Source organism: Archangium primigenium (assembly GCF_016904885.1).
Classification (GTDB): domain Bacteria; phylum Myxococcota; class Myxococcia; order Myxococcales; family Myxococcaceae; genus Cystobacter; species Cystobacter primigenius.
In genome coordinates, this window is the sequence record NZ_JADWYI010000001.1 from 2735820 (window position 1) to 2754122 (window position 18303).

Sequence of the window (18303 nt, forward strand, 5' to 3'; positions counted from 1 at the left end):
GGTGCACTCCCCACGTCTCCCCACCCGCCTCACCGTGAAAGGTGACGGGGAGAACGGGATTTCAGGTGTTATGCTCGCTCCGGACCCGTCATGAACGCAACGCCTCCCGCTGAAGACATTGGCATCGGCAGCATCCTCCGCGACACGTACGAGCTCGTGTCCGTCCTGGGCAAGGGCGGCATGGGCAAGGTCTACCTGGCGCGTCACCTGCGACTGCCCGGCAAGCAGGTGGCGGTGAAGGTCCTCCACACCCAGGAGGAGATCACCGCGGAGCAGTACGCGCGCTTTCGCCGGGAGGCGGAGATCACCTCGCGCCTGGGTCACCCCAACATCGTGGGGGTGTACGACTTCTATGGCCAGGAGGGCGGCGCGCCGTGCCTGGTGATGGAGCACCTCAAGGGCGAGAGCCTGTCCCAGCGCATCCGGCGCGGGCCCGTGCCGCTGCCCGAGGTGATGGCGATCGCCCGGCAGATCGGCTCGGCGCTGCACGCCGCCCACCAGGTGGGCGTCATCCACCGCGACCTCAAGCCGGGCAACATCTTCCTGGTGCCCACCGAGTCCGGCGGCGTGGTGACCCAGCAGGTGAAGCTGCTGGACTTCGGCATCTCGAAGATCGTGTCGTCCCAGACGATGCAGACGGTGGACGACGTGCTCATGGGCACGCCCCAGTACATGTCCCCCGAGCAGGCCATGGGCCAGAACAGCACCCTGGATGCGCGCTCGGACCTGTTCGCGCTCGGGTCCATCGTCTACGAGCTGCTCTCCGGCGTGTCGCCGTTCGACGACGACGTGATGATGCGCATCCTCTACCGCATCGTGCAGGAGCCGCTCCCGCCGCTGGCGCCGCGCTGCCCGGACGTGCCCGCGGAGGTGTGCGCCGTGGTGGAGAAGGCGCTCGAGAAGCGGCCCGACGACCGCTACCCCAGCGTCGCGGCCTTCATCGAGGCGCTCACGGGCAGTCCGCTGCGCACGCTCGCCGAGGCCATCGCGGATGCCGAGGCCGCGGCCGCGGCGACGCCCGTGTCCGCCCGGGTGACCCCGGCGCTGGGCGCGGCCCCGGGCTCGGCTCGGGGCTCGGCGCCTCCTCCGGGGCCCACGGTGGCGGGGCGGGGTTCTTCTCGCTCGCCCCCGCCCGCCGAGTCCACGCCGGAGGCCGCCGCGCCGTCCCTGGCCCCGTCCGCGCCGTCCGTGCCCGCGAAGTCCTGGCGGCCCGTGGTGGTGGGCGCCTCGCTCGTCGTGCTCCTGGGCGTGGGGGTGAGCGTGGGGCTGATGCGGCGCGAGCCGCCGCCCGTGGCGCCCACCCTGTCGCCCTCGGCGCCCGCCGCGGTGGTGGCCCAGCCCACACCCACGCCCGTGCCCCCGCCGACCGCGGCTCCGACGCCGGCGCCGACGGAGGCCGCTCCCGAGGCCGAGAAGCCCACGCCCTCGGCGCCCGCCCTGGCGGCGGCGCCCACGCCCCCGGAGCCCGAGCCCTCGGCGCCCCGGCGCGCGCCGGTCCGGGCGGAGGAGAAGCTGCCCGAGGTGGTGCGCGCGGACCTGACCCTGGCGGAGAAGGCCCTGGCCTCCAACGACGTGAACGAGGCGCTGCGTCTGGCCCGTCGCAGCCAGCGCAACGCCGTCACCGGCGCGTCCTTCTCCGTGATCACGCGTGCTTACTGCCAGCGCAAGGAGCTCACCAACGCCAAGGCCCACTGGATCAAGGTGCCCGAGTCCGAGCGCGCCCGGGTGAAGCGCTTCTGCAAGGAGCAGGGCATCGAGCTGTGACCCCGGGGGGCCGATGTGGGCCCCGGGGCGCGCCGAAGGGGCTGGCGCGGCGGAGAACCGTGCTAAGAGGCGTCGAACCTTGGACCTCCTCCTGACGAACGGCACCGTCGTGACGATGAACCGCGAGCGCGAGGTGCTCGTGGGCGCAGACGTCCTCATCCAGGACGGGCGCATCGCCCGGGTGGGCCACAACCTGCGCACGCGGGGCGCGAGCCTGCGGGTGCTGGACGTGAAGGGCCATGTGGTCCTGCCCGGTTTCATCCATGGCCACCTGCACGCGTGCCAGACGCTCTTCCGCAACCGGGCGGACGGCCTGGAGCTGCTCGACTGGCTGCGCGAGCGCATCTGGCCCTTCGAGGCCAGCCATGACGCGGACTCCATGCGGGCCTCGGCGGACCTGACGTTCGCGGAGCTCATCCGCTCGGGCTCCACGGCGGCGCTCGACATGGGCTCGGTGCGTCATTACGACGCCGTCTTCGAGTCCGCCCGGGACTGTGGCTTCCGGCTCACCGGGGGCAAGGCGATGATGGACGCGCCGGACCTGCCCCCCTACCTGAGCGAGTCCACGGAGGCCTCGCTGGCCGAGAGCCTCGCCCTGTTGGAGCGCTGGCACGGCACGCAAGGGGGCCGGCTGCGCTACGCCCTCACGCCGCGCTTCGTGCTGTCGTGCACGGAGAAGCTCTTGCGCGAGGTGGGCCGGCTGGCGCGCGAGAAGAACGTGCGCATCCACACCCACGCGAGCGAGAACCGCACCGAGTGCGAGGTGGTGCGCCAGCTCACCGGCCGCGACAACATCGCCTGGTTCCACGAGCTGGGGCTCACCGGGCCGCACCTCACGCTCGCCCACTGCGTGTGGCCCACCGACGCGGAGGTGGAGCTGCTGCGCGACACGGGCACGGTGGTGTGCCACTGCCCGGGCTCCAACCTCAAGCTGGCCTCGGGCTTCGCCCCGATTCCGGAGATGCTCGACGCGGGCGTGCACGTGTGCCTGGGCGCGGATGGCGCGGCCTGCAACAACAACCTGGACATGTTCGTGGAGATGCGGCTCGCGGCGCTCCTGCACAAGCCGCGGGTGGGCCCCCGGGGCATGCCCGCCGAGCGGGTGCTGGAGATGGCCACCCTCGGGGGCGCCCGGGCGCTGGGCCTGGAGTCCGAGCTGGGCTCGCTGGAGCCGGGCAAGCGCGCGGACATCACCGTGGTGGACCTGTCCGGCCTGCACGCCACGCCCCAGGATCCCCGGGACGTGCTCTCGCCGCTCGTCTACGCGGCGCGCTCGAGCGACGTGGTGCACGTGCTCATCGACGGGCGCCCCGTGCTCAAGGACCGCACGCTGCTCACCCTGGACGCCCAGGCGGTGGCCGCGAGCGCCCACCAGCACTCCGCGCGCATCGTCGCCCGCCGTCCCTGAGACGGTTCGTCCTGGCCGGGGGGCGGGGGGGCGGCAATAAAGGGTGGATTCCGGACGTAGATACCGGGAGGCCTCTCCGTGGGTGGCGGGGCGGGCGGGCTGGTGTAAGGTGCTGTTTCTTCAAGACTCGAAGTGGAGGAGGTCGACACCGTCATGTGGCAACGGTTCAGAAGGGCAATGCGCAGCTTCGGTGGATTCTTTGTCTCCTCCCTCGAGGATCCGGAACTCATCCTCGAGCAGAACGTGCGGGACCTGAACGATCAGGTTCCCAAGATGAACGAGTCCATCGCGATGGTGAGGGCCAACCTCACCCTCCTGGAGAAGGAGAACGCGAAGTACACCCAGGACATCCGCGAGCTGACGGCCCGCGTGAAGGCGGCCATCCAGGCGGGCCGGGATGACCTGGCCGCCCAGTACGCCACCAAGCTGCAGACGGAGAAGTCGGCGCTCGAGCGCAACGAGATGCAGCTGGCCACGGCCAAGCAGGCATACGAGAAGTCGCTCAACCTCAAGAAGGCCTTCATGCGCGAGAAGGAGCGCAAGACGCAGGAGGCCATGACGGCCATCCGCGACGCGCGCCGCGCCAAGTGGCAGTCCAAGGTCGCCGACGCCATGGAGTCCTTCACGGTGGCGGGCATCGACCAGACGCACGACGAGATGCTGCGCAAGGTCCAGGAGAAGGCCGCCGTCAACGAGGCGCGCATGCAGATGGCGCTCGATTCGGTGGACCACCAGTCGGTGCAGATCGAGGAGGACGCCGAGCGCCTCCAGGCCATGGACCTGGTCAAGCAGATGAAGATGGAGATGGGGCTCAACAGCCCCGCGCCGGTGTCCGAGGTGGGCGGCTCCCCCGAGAAGACGATCGGCAAGAAGGTGGGAGTCGAGTAGTCGGATGGATGGGTGGAGGCCGCGCCGATGGGCTTGAAACGCGGACCGGGTCTCCTCCCGTTCCTGGTGTTGTGTTGTCTGGGCGGGGCCTACCTGATGGCCTCGCGCCTGGGCTACCTGGACCGGCTCCAGGCGCGCTTCTTTCCCGCGGCCAAGGAGACCGTGCGCCTGTCGCCCGGGGACTTCCCCGCGGGAGTGGCGGCGCCGGTGGCGGACCTGGCCTCGGTGCCCCTGCGCCCCACGCTCATCGGCTTCTCCGCGCGCGGCTCGGCGGCGGCGCTGCTCTTGGCCACCGGGGGCGTCTCCACGCTGGACAACCTCGCGGCCCCTCCCGGCGTGGCCCAGGGCGTGCTCAAGGCGGGCTACGCGCTGGACGCGCGCGCGGTGCTCTTCGCCCGGGAGGAGGAATTGCGCCAGGCGCTCGCCCTGGGGGCCGAGCATGGGGGCGTGGACATGGCCGCCTTGTCCGTGGACCGGCTGGCCGCCTGGCTCCCGGCGCTCCGGGACGCGGCGCCCCGGACGGTGCTGCTCCTGGGCCGCAGTCGGGGCCAGGAGGCGCTGGCGGCGGTGGGCGTGGCGGACCTCGCCTCGCTCCGGGGCAAGCGGCTGGGGGTGTACCCCTCGGGCTCCTCGTACTACTTCACGCTCTGGGCGCTGTCCCGGGCGGGGCTGCGCATGTCGGACGTGCGCTGGGTGGACCTGCCCTCCACCCTGGACGCGGGCCGGGCGCTGCGCGAGGGGCGGGCGGATGCCGTGTCGGGCCTGTGGGGCGACGTGGCGCTGGCGGCGAGGGATCGGGGTGGCACCGTGCTGGCCACCACGGCGGACGCGCCCCACCTGGTGGCCACGGTGCTGGTGGCCCGGGGGGACTACGCCGCGCGCTACCCGGACGCCGTGCGGCGCATCATCCGGGGTCTGTTGGATGCCGGCCTGAGCGTGTCGAAGGACCCGGCGCCCGCGGCACGGCTGCTCGGCGAGGTGGCCCCCTACCTGGGAGACCCCACCGAGGCCATCCGCAGCGCTCCCCCGGCGACACTCGCGGACAATCGCTCCTTCTTCGGGCTTTCCGGCGAGGCGCCCGTCACCTATGACGAGCTCTTCCAGAGCGCCTCGGCGCTCTACCAGAAGATCAAGCGCACGGCGGTGATTCCGCCCGCCGAGGACACCCGCGATCTCGGCGCGTTGAAATATGTGTCGGAGGCGCGAGGGCCCTAGCGGCCCTCGGTCCGCGAGGCGCTTCACTGGCGAGGACTCACGTGGCCCGCTCACCCAACTTCCTGAAGGCCGCTTTCCTGATGCCCGCCAACCTGGTGGGGCTCTTCACCGCCGCGGCCTCGTCGGCCATCACCCAGGAGCCGCTGCCGGCGCTCATCGCGCTGGGCGTGGAGGGGCTGTACCTGGTGGGGGCCGCGTCCTCCAAGCGCTTCCAGCGCGCGGTGCGCGCGGGGCTGTCCGCGGAGGACGATCCCGAGGTGGCCCAGAAGCAGGTGGAGGCCCTGCTCGCGGACCTGGCCGCCTCGCAGCGCGAGCACTACCAGCAGCTCGTGGGGCTCAAGGAGAAGATCCTGGCCAACTACGCGAAGCTGCCGGGCGGGCGCGTGCTGGCGGCCAGCAGCGAGCAGCGCCTGGACGCGCTGCTCACCTCGTTCCTGCGGCTCATCTCCACGCTCAACCAGTACCGCGCCTACCTCAACCCGGCCGAGCGCCAGTCGCTCGAGAAGGACGTGCGCGCGCTGGAGGCGGAAATCGCCCAGGAGGGCAGCGCGCGCATCAAGGACGTGAAGGAGAAGCGGCTGGACATCCTGCAGAAGCGCCTGGCGCGCTTCGAGCAGGCGCGCGAGAGCCGGGAGGTGGTGAGCCACCAGCTCGCGAGCATCGAGGACCTGATGCGGCTCACCCACGAGCAGTCCATCGCCATCCGGGATCCCGAGGGCGTCACGCGCCAGCTCGACGCGCTGAGCGCCGAGGCGAGCGCCACGGACGAGACGGTGCGGCAGATGGAGCGCTTCCTCGACTTCACCGAGGAGACGTCCGCGCCGCTGCCCCACGGCACCCGCGTGCGCTAGCGGGGCAGGGGCGCGCCCCGGGTTGGATCGCGGACGCCCCCGACGGCGCGGCCGCGAGAAGTATTTGACTCCGGGCCCGAGCCCGTCTGCACTCCGCCTCCTATGCTCCGCCGCGCCACGCCCTGGCTCCTGCTCGTCTTCCTGGTGTTCGCCGGCTGCTCCCGCTGCGGCGGCGACAAGCCGTCCGGGGCCAAGGTGCTCAGTCCCGCCCGCTACCTGCCGCGCTCGGCCCGGGCGGCCGTGGTGATTCCGGACGTGGGAGTGCTGGGCGAGAAGCTGGCGCGCCTGCAGCGGCTGAAGATCGCCAACTTCGCCGCGCAGCTGCAGAACGCCCAGTCCGCCGAGGGCTTCGTCTCCGGCATCATGCGCCAGGTGGGCGTGGACCTGCGCAGCGCCCAGGCCATGGAGGCCGCGGGGCTCCAGCCCTCGCGGGGCGCGGGCCTGGCGCTCTTGGCGAACAACCAGGTCGTCTCCGTGCTCGGCATGAAGGACGAGAAGGCGCTCACGGAGACCTTCGCGAAGCTCGCGCGCGAGCGGCTCGGCGCGCCCACGCGGGCCGAGGAGAAGGTCCCCGGCGGCACGCTCGTCACGTTCAGCCGCGCGGGGGCACCGGCGCCGTCCCTCGGCCTCTTGCTCTCGGACGGGTACGCCCTGGTGGGGGCGGGCGAGCTCGTCGCCCAACTGCCGGGCCTGGCCACGCTGGCGCCGGAGCAGTCGCTCGCCCAGGAGCCGCTCCTGTCCGACGCCCTCAAGCGGCTGCCCACCGAGCGCGACTTCTACGCCTTCCTGCCGGGGGGGCTGGGCTTCCTCCTGCCCGTGGGGGGCACCGAGTCCGTGACGCTGGTGGGCTCGCTGCGCGAGGGCGCGCTGTCGTTGCACGCGGACATGCCGTGGCCGGACCAGGCCTCGTTCGAGGTGTTCAAGGCGCAGAAGGGGCCGGACCTGGCGGGCTACCTGCCCGCGGACAGCTTCCTCACGGTGCGCTACGGGGGAGACCCCGCGAAGCTGGAGGGGGTGTGGCCCTACCTGGCGGGCGGCGCCATCACCCGCGCGGTGCAGTCCAGCGGCGTCGACGTGAAGGGCGAGCTGCTCTCGCGCTTGGAGCCCGGCATGGTGGCGGGGGTGGCCCTGGCGCCCACGGTGCAACTGGGCGCGGGCCTGCCCCGGCTGGATCCGCGGCGCACCAACCCGTTCCGCTTCGTGCACCTGGTGGTGGTGGGCGAGGGCAAGGACGCGGCGGGCGTGGCCTCGCTGCTGGAGAAGGTGCCGCCGCTGGCGCAGAAGCTGGGCGCGAAGGTGGAGCCCGCGGAGCTCAACGGCCAGCGCGTCTACCTCACGTCGTATGCACAGGGCGAGGGCACGCACCTGGCGGCGGTGGACAAGAAGGTGCTGCTCGCCGCGCCCCAGACGCGACTGGAGGCGGTGCTGCCCACGCTCTCGGCGCCCCCGGGCCCCTCGCCGGTGCCGGAGGAGCTGCGCGCCTCGCTCCAGGAGCCGGTGCTGGGCGCGGTGCTGGACCTGCGGCGGCTGTCGGACACGGTGAAGGCGCTGCCCTCGGAGGCCTGGGGCATTGGCGGCTTCGCCATCAAGGCGACCACGGTGCGCTTCCTCGAGGCCACGGATGACCTGCGCGCGGTGACGCTGGGCGTGTCCGCCAAGGACAAGGCCCTGCGCGCGGACCTCACCCTGTGGCTCACCCCGGCGGCCCGATGATTCGCGCGCGGGACATCGTCAAGCGCTACCAGGACGGGGAGGGCGCCGAGGTGCGCGTGCTCGACGGCCTGTCCCTGGACGTGGAGGCGGGGGAGTTCGTCGCGGTGGTGGGCCCCTCGGGCTGTGGCAAGTCCACGCTGCTGCAGCTGCTCGGCGGGCTGGACGTGGACTACCAGGGGCAGGTGGAGGTGGCGGGGGTGAAGTTGTCGGGGCTGCGCGACGCGGCGCTCGCGCGCTTTCGCAACCAGCACGTGGGCTTCGTCTTCCAGTCCTTCCACCTGATTCCCAACCTGTCCGCCGTGGAGAACGTGCTGCTGCCCTCGCACTTCGGCGCCAGCGTGTCCGAGGACGCGCGCAAGCGGGCCGAGGCCCTGCTGGATCGGGTGGGCCTGCTGGCCAAGAAGGAGCGCACGCCGGTGCGGCTGTCGGGCGGCGAGCGGCAGCGCGTGGCCATCGCCCGGGCGCTCTTCACGGGCCCCCGACTGCTCCTGTGTGACGAGCCCACGGGCAACCTGGACGCCGCCACGGGCGCGGGCGTCATCGCGCTCTTCCAGGAGCTGCACCGCGAGGGGCTGACCCTGCTCGCCGTCACCCACGAGGAGCGGATGAGCTCGGCGGCGCGGCGGGTGTTGCGGCTCAAGGAAGGTCGGCTGGTGGAGGAGGGGACGGTATGAGACTCGCGGCATTGGCGCGGCTGGTGCGGTTGAGCCTCGCGCGGGAGCGGCGGGGCGCGTTCTTCTCGGCCTTCGGCGTGGCCATGGGCGTGGGCGCGCTGGTGTTCTTCGTGGGCCTGGGCCTGGGCGTGGGGAGCGTCATCCGCGAGCGCGTCTTCCCGACGGATGCGCGGCTGGTGGACGTGGTGCCGCCCGCGGTGTCGCTCGGCTCGTTCCTGGGCGGCGGCCGTCTGGACGCGGCCATGGTGGAGCGCCTGGGGGCGCTGCCGGGCGTGGAGCGGGTGTACCGGAAGATGAACGTGCGCGCCCCCGCGGCCAGCCTCTACAACGGGGACTTCTTCGGCCGCCGACTGCGCATGGGCATGGACCTGCTGGCGGTGGGCGTGGACCCGGGCCTGGTCGAGGGCGACGTGCCCCGGGAGACGTTCGTGGACCCCGGGCCGGGCCAGCCGCTGCCGGTGCTCATCTCCACGCGGCTCTTGGAGATCTACAACAACACCTTCGCGCCCTCGCGCAAGCTGCCGAGGCTCGCGCCGGACATGCTCCGGGGCTTCGTGCTGCCCGTGGACTTCAACCGCTCGTACGTGACGGCGCCGCTGCCGGGCGTGGACGTCATCTCCGTGCAGGCCCAGGTGGTGGGCGCCTCGGACCGGGCCCTGCTCGCGGGCATCACCCTGCCCCTGGACGTGGCGGTGCGCCTGAACAAGGCGCTGGGCCAGGACACGGACACGTACACGGGGGTGACGCTGGTGACCACCAGCCCGGGCGGCGTGCCCGCCGTGGTGGCCGCGGTCAAGGAGATGGGCCTGGAGATCGACGACCAGGAGCGGCGGCTCGCGGAGAACGTGGGCGCCGCGGTGACCCTCACCACGTCGGCCATGGCGCTGCTCTCCATTCTCATCTGCGTCCTCGCGGCGGTGAACATCGCCCACGCGTTGAGTGCGTCCGTGCGGGCGCGGGCCAAGGAGATTGGCGTCATGCAGGCGGTGGGCGCCTCGCGCGGGGACGTGCGCAACATCGTCCTGGCGGAGGCGGGGGTGGTGGGGCTCGCGGGGGGCGTGGTGGGCACGCTCGGCGCGGTGCTCCTGGCCCTGCTCACGGACCGTCTCGCGGCCCGCTGGCTGCCCGAGTTTCCCTTCAAACCCGACAGTTTCTTCTCCTTTCCCGCGGGGGTGGTGGTGGGCGGCATGGTCCTGGGGTTGCTCGCCGCGCTGGCGGGCGCGTGGTTCCCCAGCCACCGTGCCGCCGCGACCGACCCCGCCCGGACCCTCGCCGGATGACGCGTCCTTCCCGACAGACCCTGCTGCTCAATGCCGTCAGCCTCGTGCTGCTCCTCTGGCTCTATGGAGGGGACCTCTGGGACGCGCTGCGCGCCCGGAGCGCCGAGGTGTCCGCCTTCCTGGCCCCACCCCCCCTGGTCTGGCCCGCGCTCGTGCTGGGCGTGACGGTCGTGCTGGGGGCCGTGGGAGCGTGGGGCCTGCTCAAGGGCCAGGGGGAGGGCTTCAAGGGCTACCGGGTGCTGCCCATCCTGCTGGTGGTCGCGCTCTTCGTGGACCTGGTCTTCGCCGAGGGCCAGGGGCCGCTGCGCGCCGAGGACGTGGCGGCGCTCACCCTGTCCCAGTTCCAGGAGCGCGCCCAGGGGTTGATGCGCGAGGGCAAGGTGCCCTCCACCCCCGAGGTGCTGCGGCCCGTGGTGGAGGAGCTGGGGCAGCCGCCGTACCTCGTCCGGGGAGAGCGGGCCCGGGCCTGGTCACTCCAGGTGCGCCAGGACTGCACCGGCCCGGTGGCCGAGGCGCCGGGCCTGGAAGTGGGGACCCTCCTGTATTGCGTGGCTCCCCAGAAGGACCGGGCCTGGGTGTCCCTGGTCGGCCTTCCGGCGGGCAGCCGGTTCGGCCTGCCGGCGGTGTACTCCACCCAGGGCCAGCCCTACGGGGTGGTCGTCGAGGCGCCCCCTCCGGAGGACCCCGCGGACGGGGCGCCGCCGCCCTTCGAGGGCCGCGAGCCTCCCGCCGGACCTGGGGGCCCGGCACCTACACCGTGAGGGTCGCCTGCGCGGTTGACCCTATGGAGGGGCGATCGGATAGGCTCGCGCCTCAAACCCGAGCCACGTACGCCCGTGACGACCACTCAACCGAAGCGGCAACCCATTCCGTTTGGGAAATACCTCCTCCTTGACCGAATCAACATCGGCGGCATGGCGGAGGTGTGGCGGGGGAAGATGTTTGGCGCCGGAGGATTCGAGCGCCTTGTCGCCATCAAGCGCATCCTCCCCAACATCGCCGAGGATGACGAATTCATCTCGATGTTCATCGACGAGGCGAAGATCAGCGTCCAGCTGAACCACGCCAACGTCGCGAAGATCGAGGAGCTGGGGCAGATCGCGAACAACTACTTCATCGCGATGGAGTACATCCCCGGCAAGGACATGCGCGCCATCTTCGACCGCGGCCGCAAGAAGAGCGAGCCGGCGCCGGTGCCGCTCGTGGCCTACATGGTGTCGAAGATGTGCGAGGGCCTGGACTACGCCCATCGCAAGAAGGACGGGATGGGGCGCGACCTCAACATCGTCCACCGCGACATCTCGCCGCAGAACGTGCTCGTGTCCTTCGAGGGCGAGGTCAAGATCATCGACTTCGGCATCGCCAAGGCCGCGGGCAAGGCGACCAAGACCCAGGCGGGCATCCTCAAGGGCAAGTTCGGGTACATGAGCCCGGAGCAGATCCGCGGCCTGCCGCTGGATCGGCGCTCGGACATCTTCGCCATCGGCGTGTGTCTCTACGAGATGCTCACCGGCGAGCGGCTCTTCGTGGGCGACAGCGACTTCTCCGTGCTGGAGAAGGTGCGCAAGGCCGAGGTGGCGCCGCCCTCCACCTACAACCGCCGCATCCCCGAGGCGCTGGAGAAGATCGTCCTCAAGGCGCTCGCGCGCGACGTGGACGAGCGCTACCAGTACGCCAACGAACTGGGAGACGACCTCCAGCGCTTCCTCATCACCTCCGAGTCCATCTTCAGCCGCAAGGACCTCATGCAGTACATGAAGTCCACCTTCGCGGAGGACGTGGAGCGCGAGAAGCAGCGCCTGCAGGAGTACGCGGACATCCGGCCGCCCGAGGGCATGCTGGCCGCCATCGAGATGGGCTTTGGCGCCCACCCCATCTCCCCGCACTCCACGCCGCAGCTGTCGCCGCCGCAGGTGGAGCCCGCGCCGCCGCCCCCGCCGGGCGTGCGCCGCTCGCCCACCATGGCGGCCATGCCCAAGCTGACGGCCGCGCCCGTGGCGCCTCCCAAGGAAGAGGAGGAGTCCGGCGCGACGCAGGTCGTCAACGCGGGGGACTTCGACGAGGACAACCCCACGGGCGAGCACGTGGGCCCGGGCCGCTCGGTCACGCCCATGGAGGTGCCGCGTCCGCCCACGCTCCAGGAGGGGCCGCCGCGCGCCGCCCCGCGCCTGTCGCACCCGGGCATGCCCCGGCCCCCGGTGCTCGCGCCCAGCCAGGGCGAGAGCACCACCGTGGCCCGTCAGGGCCGCAACACCCTGGACTCCATTCCGCGCGTCGGACGGGACGACGCCTCGGGGCCCGCGCGCAGCTCGACCTCCCAGGGCCTCAGGCCGCCTCCGCCGGTGATGTCGCCGCCGCCCACCGACGACCTGACGGAGGACGGCATCGCGCCCGCGTCCGTGTCCGCCCCCTCGGGCCGCATGCCCGTGGCCGCGCCCCGGTCCCAGCCCGTGGCGCCCGCGCCCGTGGCCCCGCCGCCCGCGGCGCTCGCCCCCGCGGGGCGCAACCGCCTGCCGCTCATCCTCGGCGGGGCGCTCGTGGCGCTGCTGGCCATTGGCGGCGGGCTCATGGCCCTCACGCGGCCGCCGCCCACGGGCTTCATCTACGTCATCCTTCCGCATGACGTGCAGGGCAAGAACCCCCGGGTCAGCTACAACGGCAAGGACCTGGAGATTCCGCCCAAGGGAGGCCCCATCCTGCAGCCGGTCTCCTCCGGCCCGGGCGTGGTGCTGGTGAGCGTCGAGGGCTACAAGCCCTTCACCCAGAACGTGCAGATTCCCCCGGGCACCACGCCCACCCACGTGGAGGTGGAGCTGCAGCGCGAGGCCCGCCTGGGCCAGCTCATCGTGTTCACCCAGCCCGCGGACGCCGAGCTCAAGCTCAATGGCGAGGTGGTGCGCCCCAAGGGCGACAGCAAGACGTACATCAACAACGAGGTGCCCGCCGGCACCGTGCTGACGCTGGAGGCGAGCGCGCCGGGCTTCCGCTCGCGGCAGGAGCAGGTCAGCCCCGTGGCGGGCGCGCCCACGGACGTGCGCCTCACGCTGGAGGCGGACTCGTACCTGGTGGACGTGCAGTCCATCCCGGCGGGCGCCACCATCGTCGCGGGGGGCAAGGAGCTCGGCCTGACGCCCAAGACGGTGACGGTGCCCATGAGCGTCAAGCAGGTGAGCCTCCAGATGGAGTGCTACACCGGCGTGGACGTGCCCGTGGCGCCCGCCGCCAATGGGACCGCCCGCGTGAACGAGCGGCTCAAGAAGGTGAAGGGTCGCTGCAGCAAGTAATGCCGTGTGAACCAGACAGGCGCCCCGTCCCGGTCGGGGCGGGCGCCGTGCCTCCGCGCGGGGGCGGGAGAGGGGTGTGTCGGTGAGCAAGTCACGCAAGTCCGCCGAGGCGGATCCACTCGCGGAGCTGCCTGGCTGGGCCCGCAAGCTGGCGCAGAAGTACTACACGAAGACGGTCAACACCTTCCTGCTCTACGGCGCGGTGAGGGATCTGCAGCCGCTCACGCTCGAGGACGGCGGCCGGGGCTTCGGCCCCTTGCGCACCTTCCTCGCCGAGGAGCTGTTCGGCGGGCGCGATCACGTCGTCTTCTATGATCGCTCCTCGGGCATCCGCTCCGCCTCGACGGAGACGCAGAAGGACCTGCAGCGCACGCTCGCCGGCTACGACACGCTCTACGGCACGGACTTCGCCAAGAGCCTGCCGCGGGATCCAGGTCGGGCGCTGCAGATTCTGGAGAACTTCCTGCGCATGCGCCTGAGTGATGGGCGCTCGCTGGCGCTCGTCATCGACTTCGCCGAGACGCTGGTGCCCGGCGGGGAGATGAGCCACCTGTCGGCCGAGGACCGCTTCGTGCTGGCCACGCTGGAGAAGTGGGCGCACGACCCGCAGTTCCTCGCGGGCGACGTGTCGGTGGTGCTCCTGGCGGAGAACCTGGCGGACATCTCCCCGCGCCTCACGCGCAACCCCTACGTGGCCCCCATCGAGCTGCCCCTGCCCGTGGAGGAGGAGCGCCTGGAGTACGTGCGCTACAAGCTCGAGGGCAAGAAGCTCGCGGCGGTGTCGGACGTGCCGCTCGCGGGCCTGGCCAAGATGACGGCGGGCCTCTCGCGCATCAACCTGGACCGGGTGCTCACCGAGTCGCTCGAGCGCGGCGTGCGCATCACCTCGGAGCTGCTCAAGGAGAAGAAGAAGGAGCTCATCCAGGCCGAGTGCCACGGCCTCTTGGAGTTCATCGAGCCGGTGCACACGCTGGACGCGGTGGCGGGCCACGCCAAGGCCAAGGAGATGCTGCGCTCGGCGGCCAACGCCCTCAAGAAGGGCCGCATGGAGGTCATGCCCATGGGCTACCTGGTGAGCGGGCCGGTGGGCACGGGCAAGACGTTCCTCGTGTCGTGCTTCGCCGGGGAGATTGGCATCCCGGTGGTGAAGTTCCTCAACTTCCGCAGCCAGTGGCAGGGCGTCACCGAGAGCAACCTGGAGAAGATCTTCAACCTGCTCAAGGCGCTCTGGCCCGTGGCGGTGATGGTGGACGAGGCGGACACCTTCCTGGGCAACCGCGACTCGGGCGGGGACTCGGGCACGAGCAGCCGCGTGTTCGGCTCCATCGCCTCGTTCATGGGCAACACGGTCTACCGCGGGAAGATCGTCTGGTTCCTCATGACGGCGCGGCCGGACCTCCTGCCCATCGACCTCAAGCGTCAGGGGCGCGCCGAGGAGCACCTGGCGCTCTTCTACCCGGAGACGGAGGCCGAGCGGGAGGAGCTCTTCAAGGTCATGCAGAAGAAGACGGGGCTCAAACTGGAGGTGCCGTCCATCTCGGACCTCATCCCCATTGGCACCCGGCAGCTGAGCGGCGCGGACATGGAGGCCGTCATGGTGCGCACGCGCTTCCGGGCGCTCGCCCAGGGTCGCGAGCAGGCGACCGAGGAGGATCTCAAGGCGGTGTTCGAGGACTTCGTGCCCCCGAGCTATCCCCTGGAGATCGAGCTGCAGAACCTGGTGGCGGTGCAGGAGTGCACCAGCCGCGAGCTGCTGCCCGAGAGCTTCCGGCGCATGGACCGCGACCTCATCACCCGCCGGGTGCGCGAGCTCAAGCAACTGCTCGAGCAGGGCTAGCCGCGGCGGGGCGGGTGAGCGCGCGGGAACCGTGAGGCCCGCGCGCTCGTGCGGCCTACTGCTTCTGGAACGACACCGACAGGGTCACGGAGTCCGAGTACGAGGAGCCCGGGGGCGCCACGTAGCGGATCTCCGCCTTGCCCACGAAGTTCTCGTACTTGTAGTTGCCGCCGGTCAGATCCTGTCCGGCGGGCACCGTGTCGATCGTCAGCGACACGTTGCCGTCCTGCGTACCGTTCGAGCGCAGCACGTGGTAGTCCTTGTCCCCCTTGACGGTCACCTGACCCACCGCGTCGGAGAAGGTGTCCAGCGTGATGGCGCCCTTCTTGGGATCGCCCTTGCCGATGAGCTCCAGGTTGGTCGTGCTCTCCACGGTGCCGCTCGTGTCGGGCTCCAGGCTGAGCGTGTACTGGATCGAGCCATCGGAGGTCTTGAGCGCGGACAGGCTGCAGAACGAGATCTTGCCCGTCGCGGCGCCGCTGTAGGTGCCCGTGCACACGATCTTGTCCTGCGACGGGTTGCCGCCGTTCTCGCCGCCGTTCTCGCCGCCGTTCTCGCCATTCGAGCCATTGCAGCCGGTGCAAGCCGCGACCGACAACGACAGCGTCACAGCCAGGGTCCGCCAAATCTTGTCCATGGTGATCCTCCTCGGTAGGCTCGGATAACATCAAAACCGCGGTCCGCGCGGCAAGTTGAAAGCAGGCCGCTCGCCGCCCCGCGCCCGGACGATGACGGACCTTCCGGGTCACCTGCTCCTTGGTGGCTTGCTCTGAGCCAACCCCTTGGATTCATTCGGGTTCTTGTGCAAGGCCAGGCTCCGGCAAGTTGACCGATAGCGAACCCTCCCGATACCCTTATGCTGGGCCTTCACGATGGGAGCGTACATGCGGGGTCGATCGAGAAGGCGGCAATCGGGACAGGTGGCGGTGGAGACCGCCCTGATCATCCCCCTCTATGTCTTCTTGATCCTGGGCATCCTGCAGCTGGGCCTCATCGCTCAGGCGCGCGTGATGGCCAAGTACGCCGCGTACCGGGCGGTGCGCGTGGGCGCGATGCACAACGCCAGCCCCAAGGCGATGGAGGCGGCGGCCGTCTTCCACCTCATGCCCGTGCTGACGGACAGCCAGGGCAAGAAGATCCTGCCCAACGACAGCAGCTCGCGGGTCGTCATGAAGTACGGCCGGCTCCTGGGCGAGAACTCGCTCGGCGTGGGCCAGATGGTGAAGGTGGTCATCTGCGGCCCCACCGACAGTGAGCTGAGCGGCTCGGGAGGCCAGGCGCTGGCGGCGGGGCACCAGTCGGCCCTGCACGGCCGCGGCAGCCGCAACGAGGTGGACTTCGACGACCCCCGGCTGATGATCTCCGAGGAGGAGGATCAGGACCCGCAGACGGGCCCGGGCATGCGCCAGTACAACCGGCTGCGCCTGCGCGCCCAGCTCCAGCTGCTCTACCGGATGCCCATCCCGTTCGCCAACTGGATCATCACCCGCACGTATCTGGGCGCCACGCTGCCCTCGGTGCTGATGATGACGCAGAAGGGTGTGCCCAACAAACCCTCCACCGCCACGCAGGCCTCGTCGGTGCGGGCGCTGGAAGCGATGAAGATCTACACCATCCCCATCAACGTCAGCTACGCGATGCGGATGCAGAGCAACTTCTTCCTCAACAAGTTCGCGCTCCCCAAGAGCAACGAGTGCATCCACTACAAGCCGTAGCTTTCGCCAGGGCTCCCATGAAGACGCTTTCTCGAATCTTGAAGCGCCGCGCGTCGGATTCCCGCCAGGGTCCTCGCTCCCGCGGCCAGGCGATGATCCTCGGAGTGGTCTCGCTCGTGGTGTTGGCGCTGGTGGTCTTCATGACCATCAACGTGACGGTGTCGGTGCAGCAGAAGATCCGCCTGCAGAACTACGCGGATGCCAAGGCGTTCTCCATGGCGGTGATGGAGGCCCGGGCGCTCAACTACTTCGCCTACAGCAACCGCGCCATCGCCTCGTCCTACGTGAGCATGGCCAACGTGCACGCCTACGTGTCCGAGGCGACGATGCTCACCGACCTGCGCTTCAGCGGCGCCCTGGTCATGCAGACCATCGCGGCGGAGGAGCTCGCCCAGTGCTTCTGCGGCTGGGTGCCGTGCCGTCCCCAGCACTGCCTCCACGCGGGCGAGGCGGAGATCAACGTGGCGGGGCTGTTCATCGACGCGTTCGGCGGGAAGATCGCCAAGAAGGTCCAGGCCGTGGACCGCTCGGCCCGGAGCGTCACCGACGCCCTGAATCGGCACATCCAGGCGCTGAACCTCTCGCAGAAGGCCGTGCACGGCGGCGTCATGGTGGCGCTGGGCAAGGGCTCGTTCGGCTCGCTCAAGGAGGACAACATGTCCAAGGCGGCCTCCGTCACCAGCGACCCCATGACGCTGAGCGCCCAGAACATCGTGCAGTGGACGCAGGCGTTCGAGACCAACGATCAGAAGAAGCGGCGCATCCTGGCGGAGAACGTGAACGCCACCCGGCAGGACTTCGCGTGGAACCGCACCAATTCCCTCATCGCCACCCCGGTGCTGTTCGCCCGGCTCAGTGATCTCGTCAAGGCGGAGTCCCTCTGGGTGGGCCCCAAGGGCACCTGGATCATCGAGCAGTTCCCGGGCGGCGTGAGCGGCCGTACGGGTGTCGTGGCCGCCGGAAACTTCCCGGGCCAGTCGGGCGCCACGGCGATCATCACCCGCGACGTGGCGGCCAACGTGGAGGGCAAGAGCATGACCTCCTTCGACCACGGCCTGCTGGGCGGCACCTGGCGTCACGGCGTGGGCGGCGCGCCCCTGCCGATGCTGGGCCCCATTGGCGTGGCCCGGATCACCACTGGCGCCAGCCAGGCCCACGCCTCGGGCCTCTTCTCGCTGACCGGCAATCCCCACACGGGCGCTTCCCACTCCAATCCCGAGCTGGCGATGGAGCGCTTCATGGAGTTCAACATCGGGGACTCCTTCCCGTTCAACCAGCCGGCGGTGTTCGCCACGGCCACCACGGACGGCCGGGTCAACGAGTTCGGCATCCGGGGGCCGTATGAGATCGCCAAGGATGGCACGGGCACGGTGCGCTTCACCAACGTGGGCAACTCGGACGCCTCGCTGACGCTCACCAACAACTCGCCCACCAAGGCCTTCTCCAAGGCGCAGGTGTACTACCACCGCATGGGCGACTGGTCCGACTACCCGAACCTCTTCAATCCCTACTGGCGCGCCAAGCTGCACCCCGTGACCACGCGGGAACTGGCGACGACGCTGACCATCGTGGATTCCAACGCCGCCATCGTGGTGGGAGGCGCATCCGCCATCCCCGGCAGTGGTGGCAAGGGAGTGAACGTCCAATGAACCGCTCGAACTCGAGGCTTGCCGT

The 18303-nt window shown here is 70.7% G+C and carries 14 protein-coding genes; 13 read left to right on the forward strand and 1 reads right to left on the reverse strand.

The window, feature by feature from the left end:
• Positions 1–90 precede the first annotated feature (90 nt).
• The 11 genes from I3V78_RS11640 (at position 91) to I3V78_RS11690 (ending at position 14914) form a co-directional block, all read left to right on the forward strand.
• Complete coding sequence (locus tag I3V78_RS11640) at positions 91–1764, forward strand: serine/threonine-protein kinase (protein WP_204487120.1); 1674 nt, start codon at positions 91–93, stop codon at positions 1762–1764.
• 79 nt (positions 1765–1843) lie between these two features.
• On the forward strand, positions 1844–3172 hold the full coding sequence (locus tag I3V78_RS11645; protein WP_204487122.1) for a 5'-deoxyadenosine deaminase: 1329 nt from the start codon (positions 1844–1846) through the stop codon (positions 3170–3172).
• Positions 3173–3325: 153 nt separating this feature from the next.
• Positions 3326–4060, forward strand: coding sequence for a PspA/IM30 family protein (locus I3V78_RS11650; RefSeq protein WP_204487124.1), 735 nt, complete (start codon positions 3326–3328; stop codon positions 4058–4060).
• A gap of 27 nt (positions 4061–4087) precedes the next feature.
• Positions 4088–5275 (forward strand): ABC transporter substrate-binding protein, encoded by a 1188-nt coding sequence (locus I3V78_RS11655; RefSeq protein WP_204487126.1) that lies wholly within the window; start codon positions 4088–4090, stop codon positions 5273–5275.
• 41 nt (positions 5276–5316) lie between these two features.
• On the forward strand, positions 5317–6126 hold the full coding sequence (locus I3V78_RS11660) for a hypothetical protein (RefSeq protein WP_204487128.1): 810 nt from the start codon (positions 5317–5319) through the stop codon (positions 6124–6126).
• Positions 6127–6228: 102 nt separating this feature from the next.
• Positions 6229–7839 (forward strand): hypothetical protein, encoded by a 1611-nt coding sequence (locus I3V78_RS11665; RefSeq protein WP_204487130.1) that lies wholly within the window; start codon positions 6229–6231, stop codon positions 7837–7839.
• Complete coding sequence (locus I3V78_RS11670; RefSeq protein WP_204487131.1) at positions 7836–8513, forward strand: ABC transporter ATP-binding protein; 678 nt, start codon at positions 7836–7838, stop codon at positions 8511–8513. Before I3V78_RS11665 ends, I3V78_RS11670 begins: the two co-directional genes overlap by 4 nt.
• A complete protein-coding gene (locus I3V78_RS11675; RefSeq protein ID WP_204487132.1) occupies positions 8510–9793 on the forward strand; it encodes an ABC transporter permease in 1284 nt (427 codons plus the stop codon). The genes I3V78_RS11670 and I3V78_RS11675 overlap by 4 nt, the downstream gene beginning before the upstream one ends.
• Positions 9790–10554 carry a hypothetical protein gene (locus I3V78_RS11680; RefSeq protein ID WP_204487133.1) on the forward strand — a complete coding sequence of 255 codons (765 nt, stop codon included), beginning with the start codon at positions 9790–9792 and terminating at the stop codon, positions 10552–10554. The genes I3V78_RS11675 and I3V78_RS11680 overlap by 4 nt, the downstream gene beginning before the upstream one ends.
• A gap of 75 nt (positions 10555–10629) precedes the next feature.
• Entirely contained in the window at positions 10630–13077 is a 2448-nt protein-coding gene (locus tag I3V78_RS11685) for a protein kinase domain-containing protein (RefSeq protein WP_204487134.1), read from the forward strand.
• Positions 13078–13159: 82 nt separating this feature from the next.
• Positions 13160–14914, forward strand: coding sequence for an AAA family ATPase (locus I3V78_RS11690; protein WP_204487135.1), 1755 nt, complete (start codon positions 13160–13162; stop codon positions 14912–14914).
• 55 nt (positions 14915–14969) lie between these two features.
• On the opposite strand, the gene I3V78_RS11695 is transcribed toward I3V78_RS11690, so the two are convergent.
• On the reverse strand, positions 14970–15551 hold the full coding sequence (locus tag I3V78_RS11695) for a hypothetical protein (protein ID WP_204487136.1): 582 nt from the start codon (positions 15549–15551) through the stop codon (positions 14970–14972).
• Between the two features lie 289 nt (positions 15552–15840).
• Between I3V78_RS11695 and I3V78_RS11700 the strand changes: the two genes are divergently transcribed.
• A complete protein-coding gene (locus I3V78_RS11700; protein WP_338023535.1) occupies positions 15841–16629 on the forward strand; it encodes a TadE/TadG family type IV pilus assembly protein in 789 nt (262 codons plus the stop codon).
• Between the two features lie 92 nt (positions 16630–16721).
• Positions 16722–18278, forward strand: coding sequence for a hypothetical protein (locus I3V78_RS11705; protein WP_204487138.1), 1557 nt, complete (start codon positions 16722–16724; stop codon positions 18276–18278).
• Positions 18279–18303: the final 25 nt, after the last annotated feature.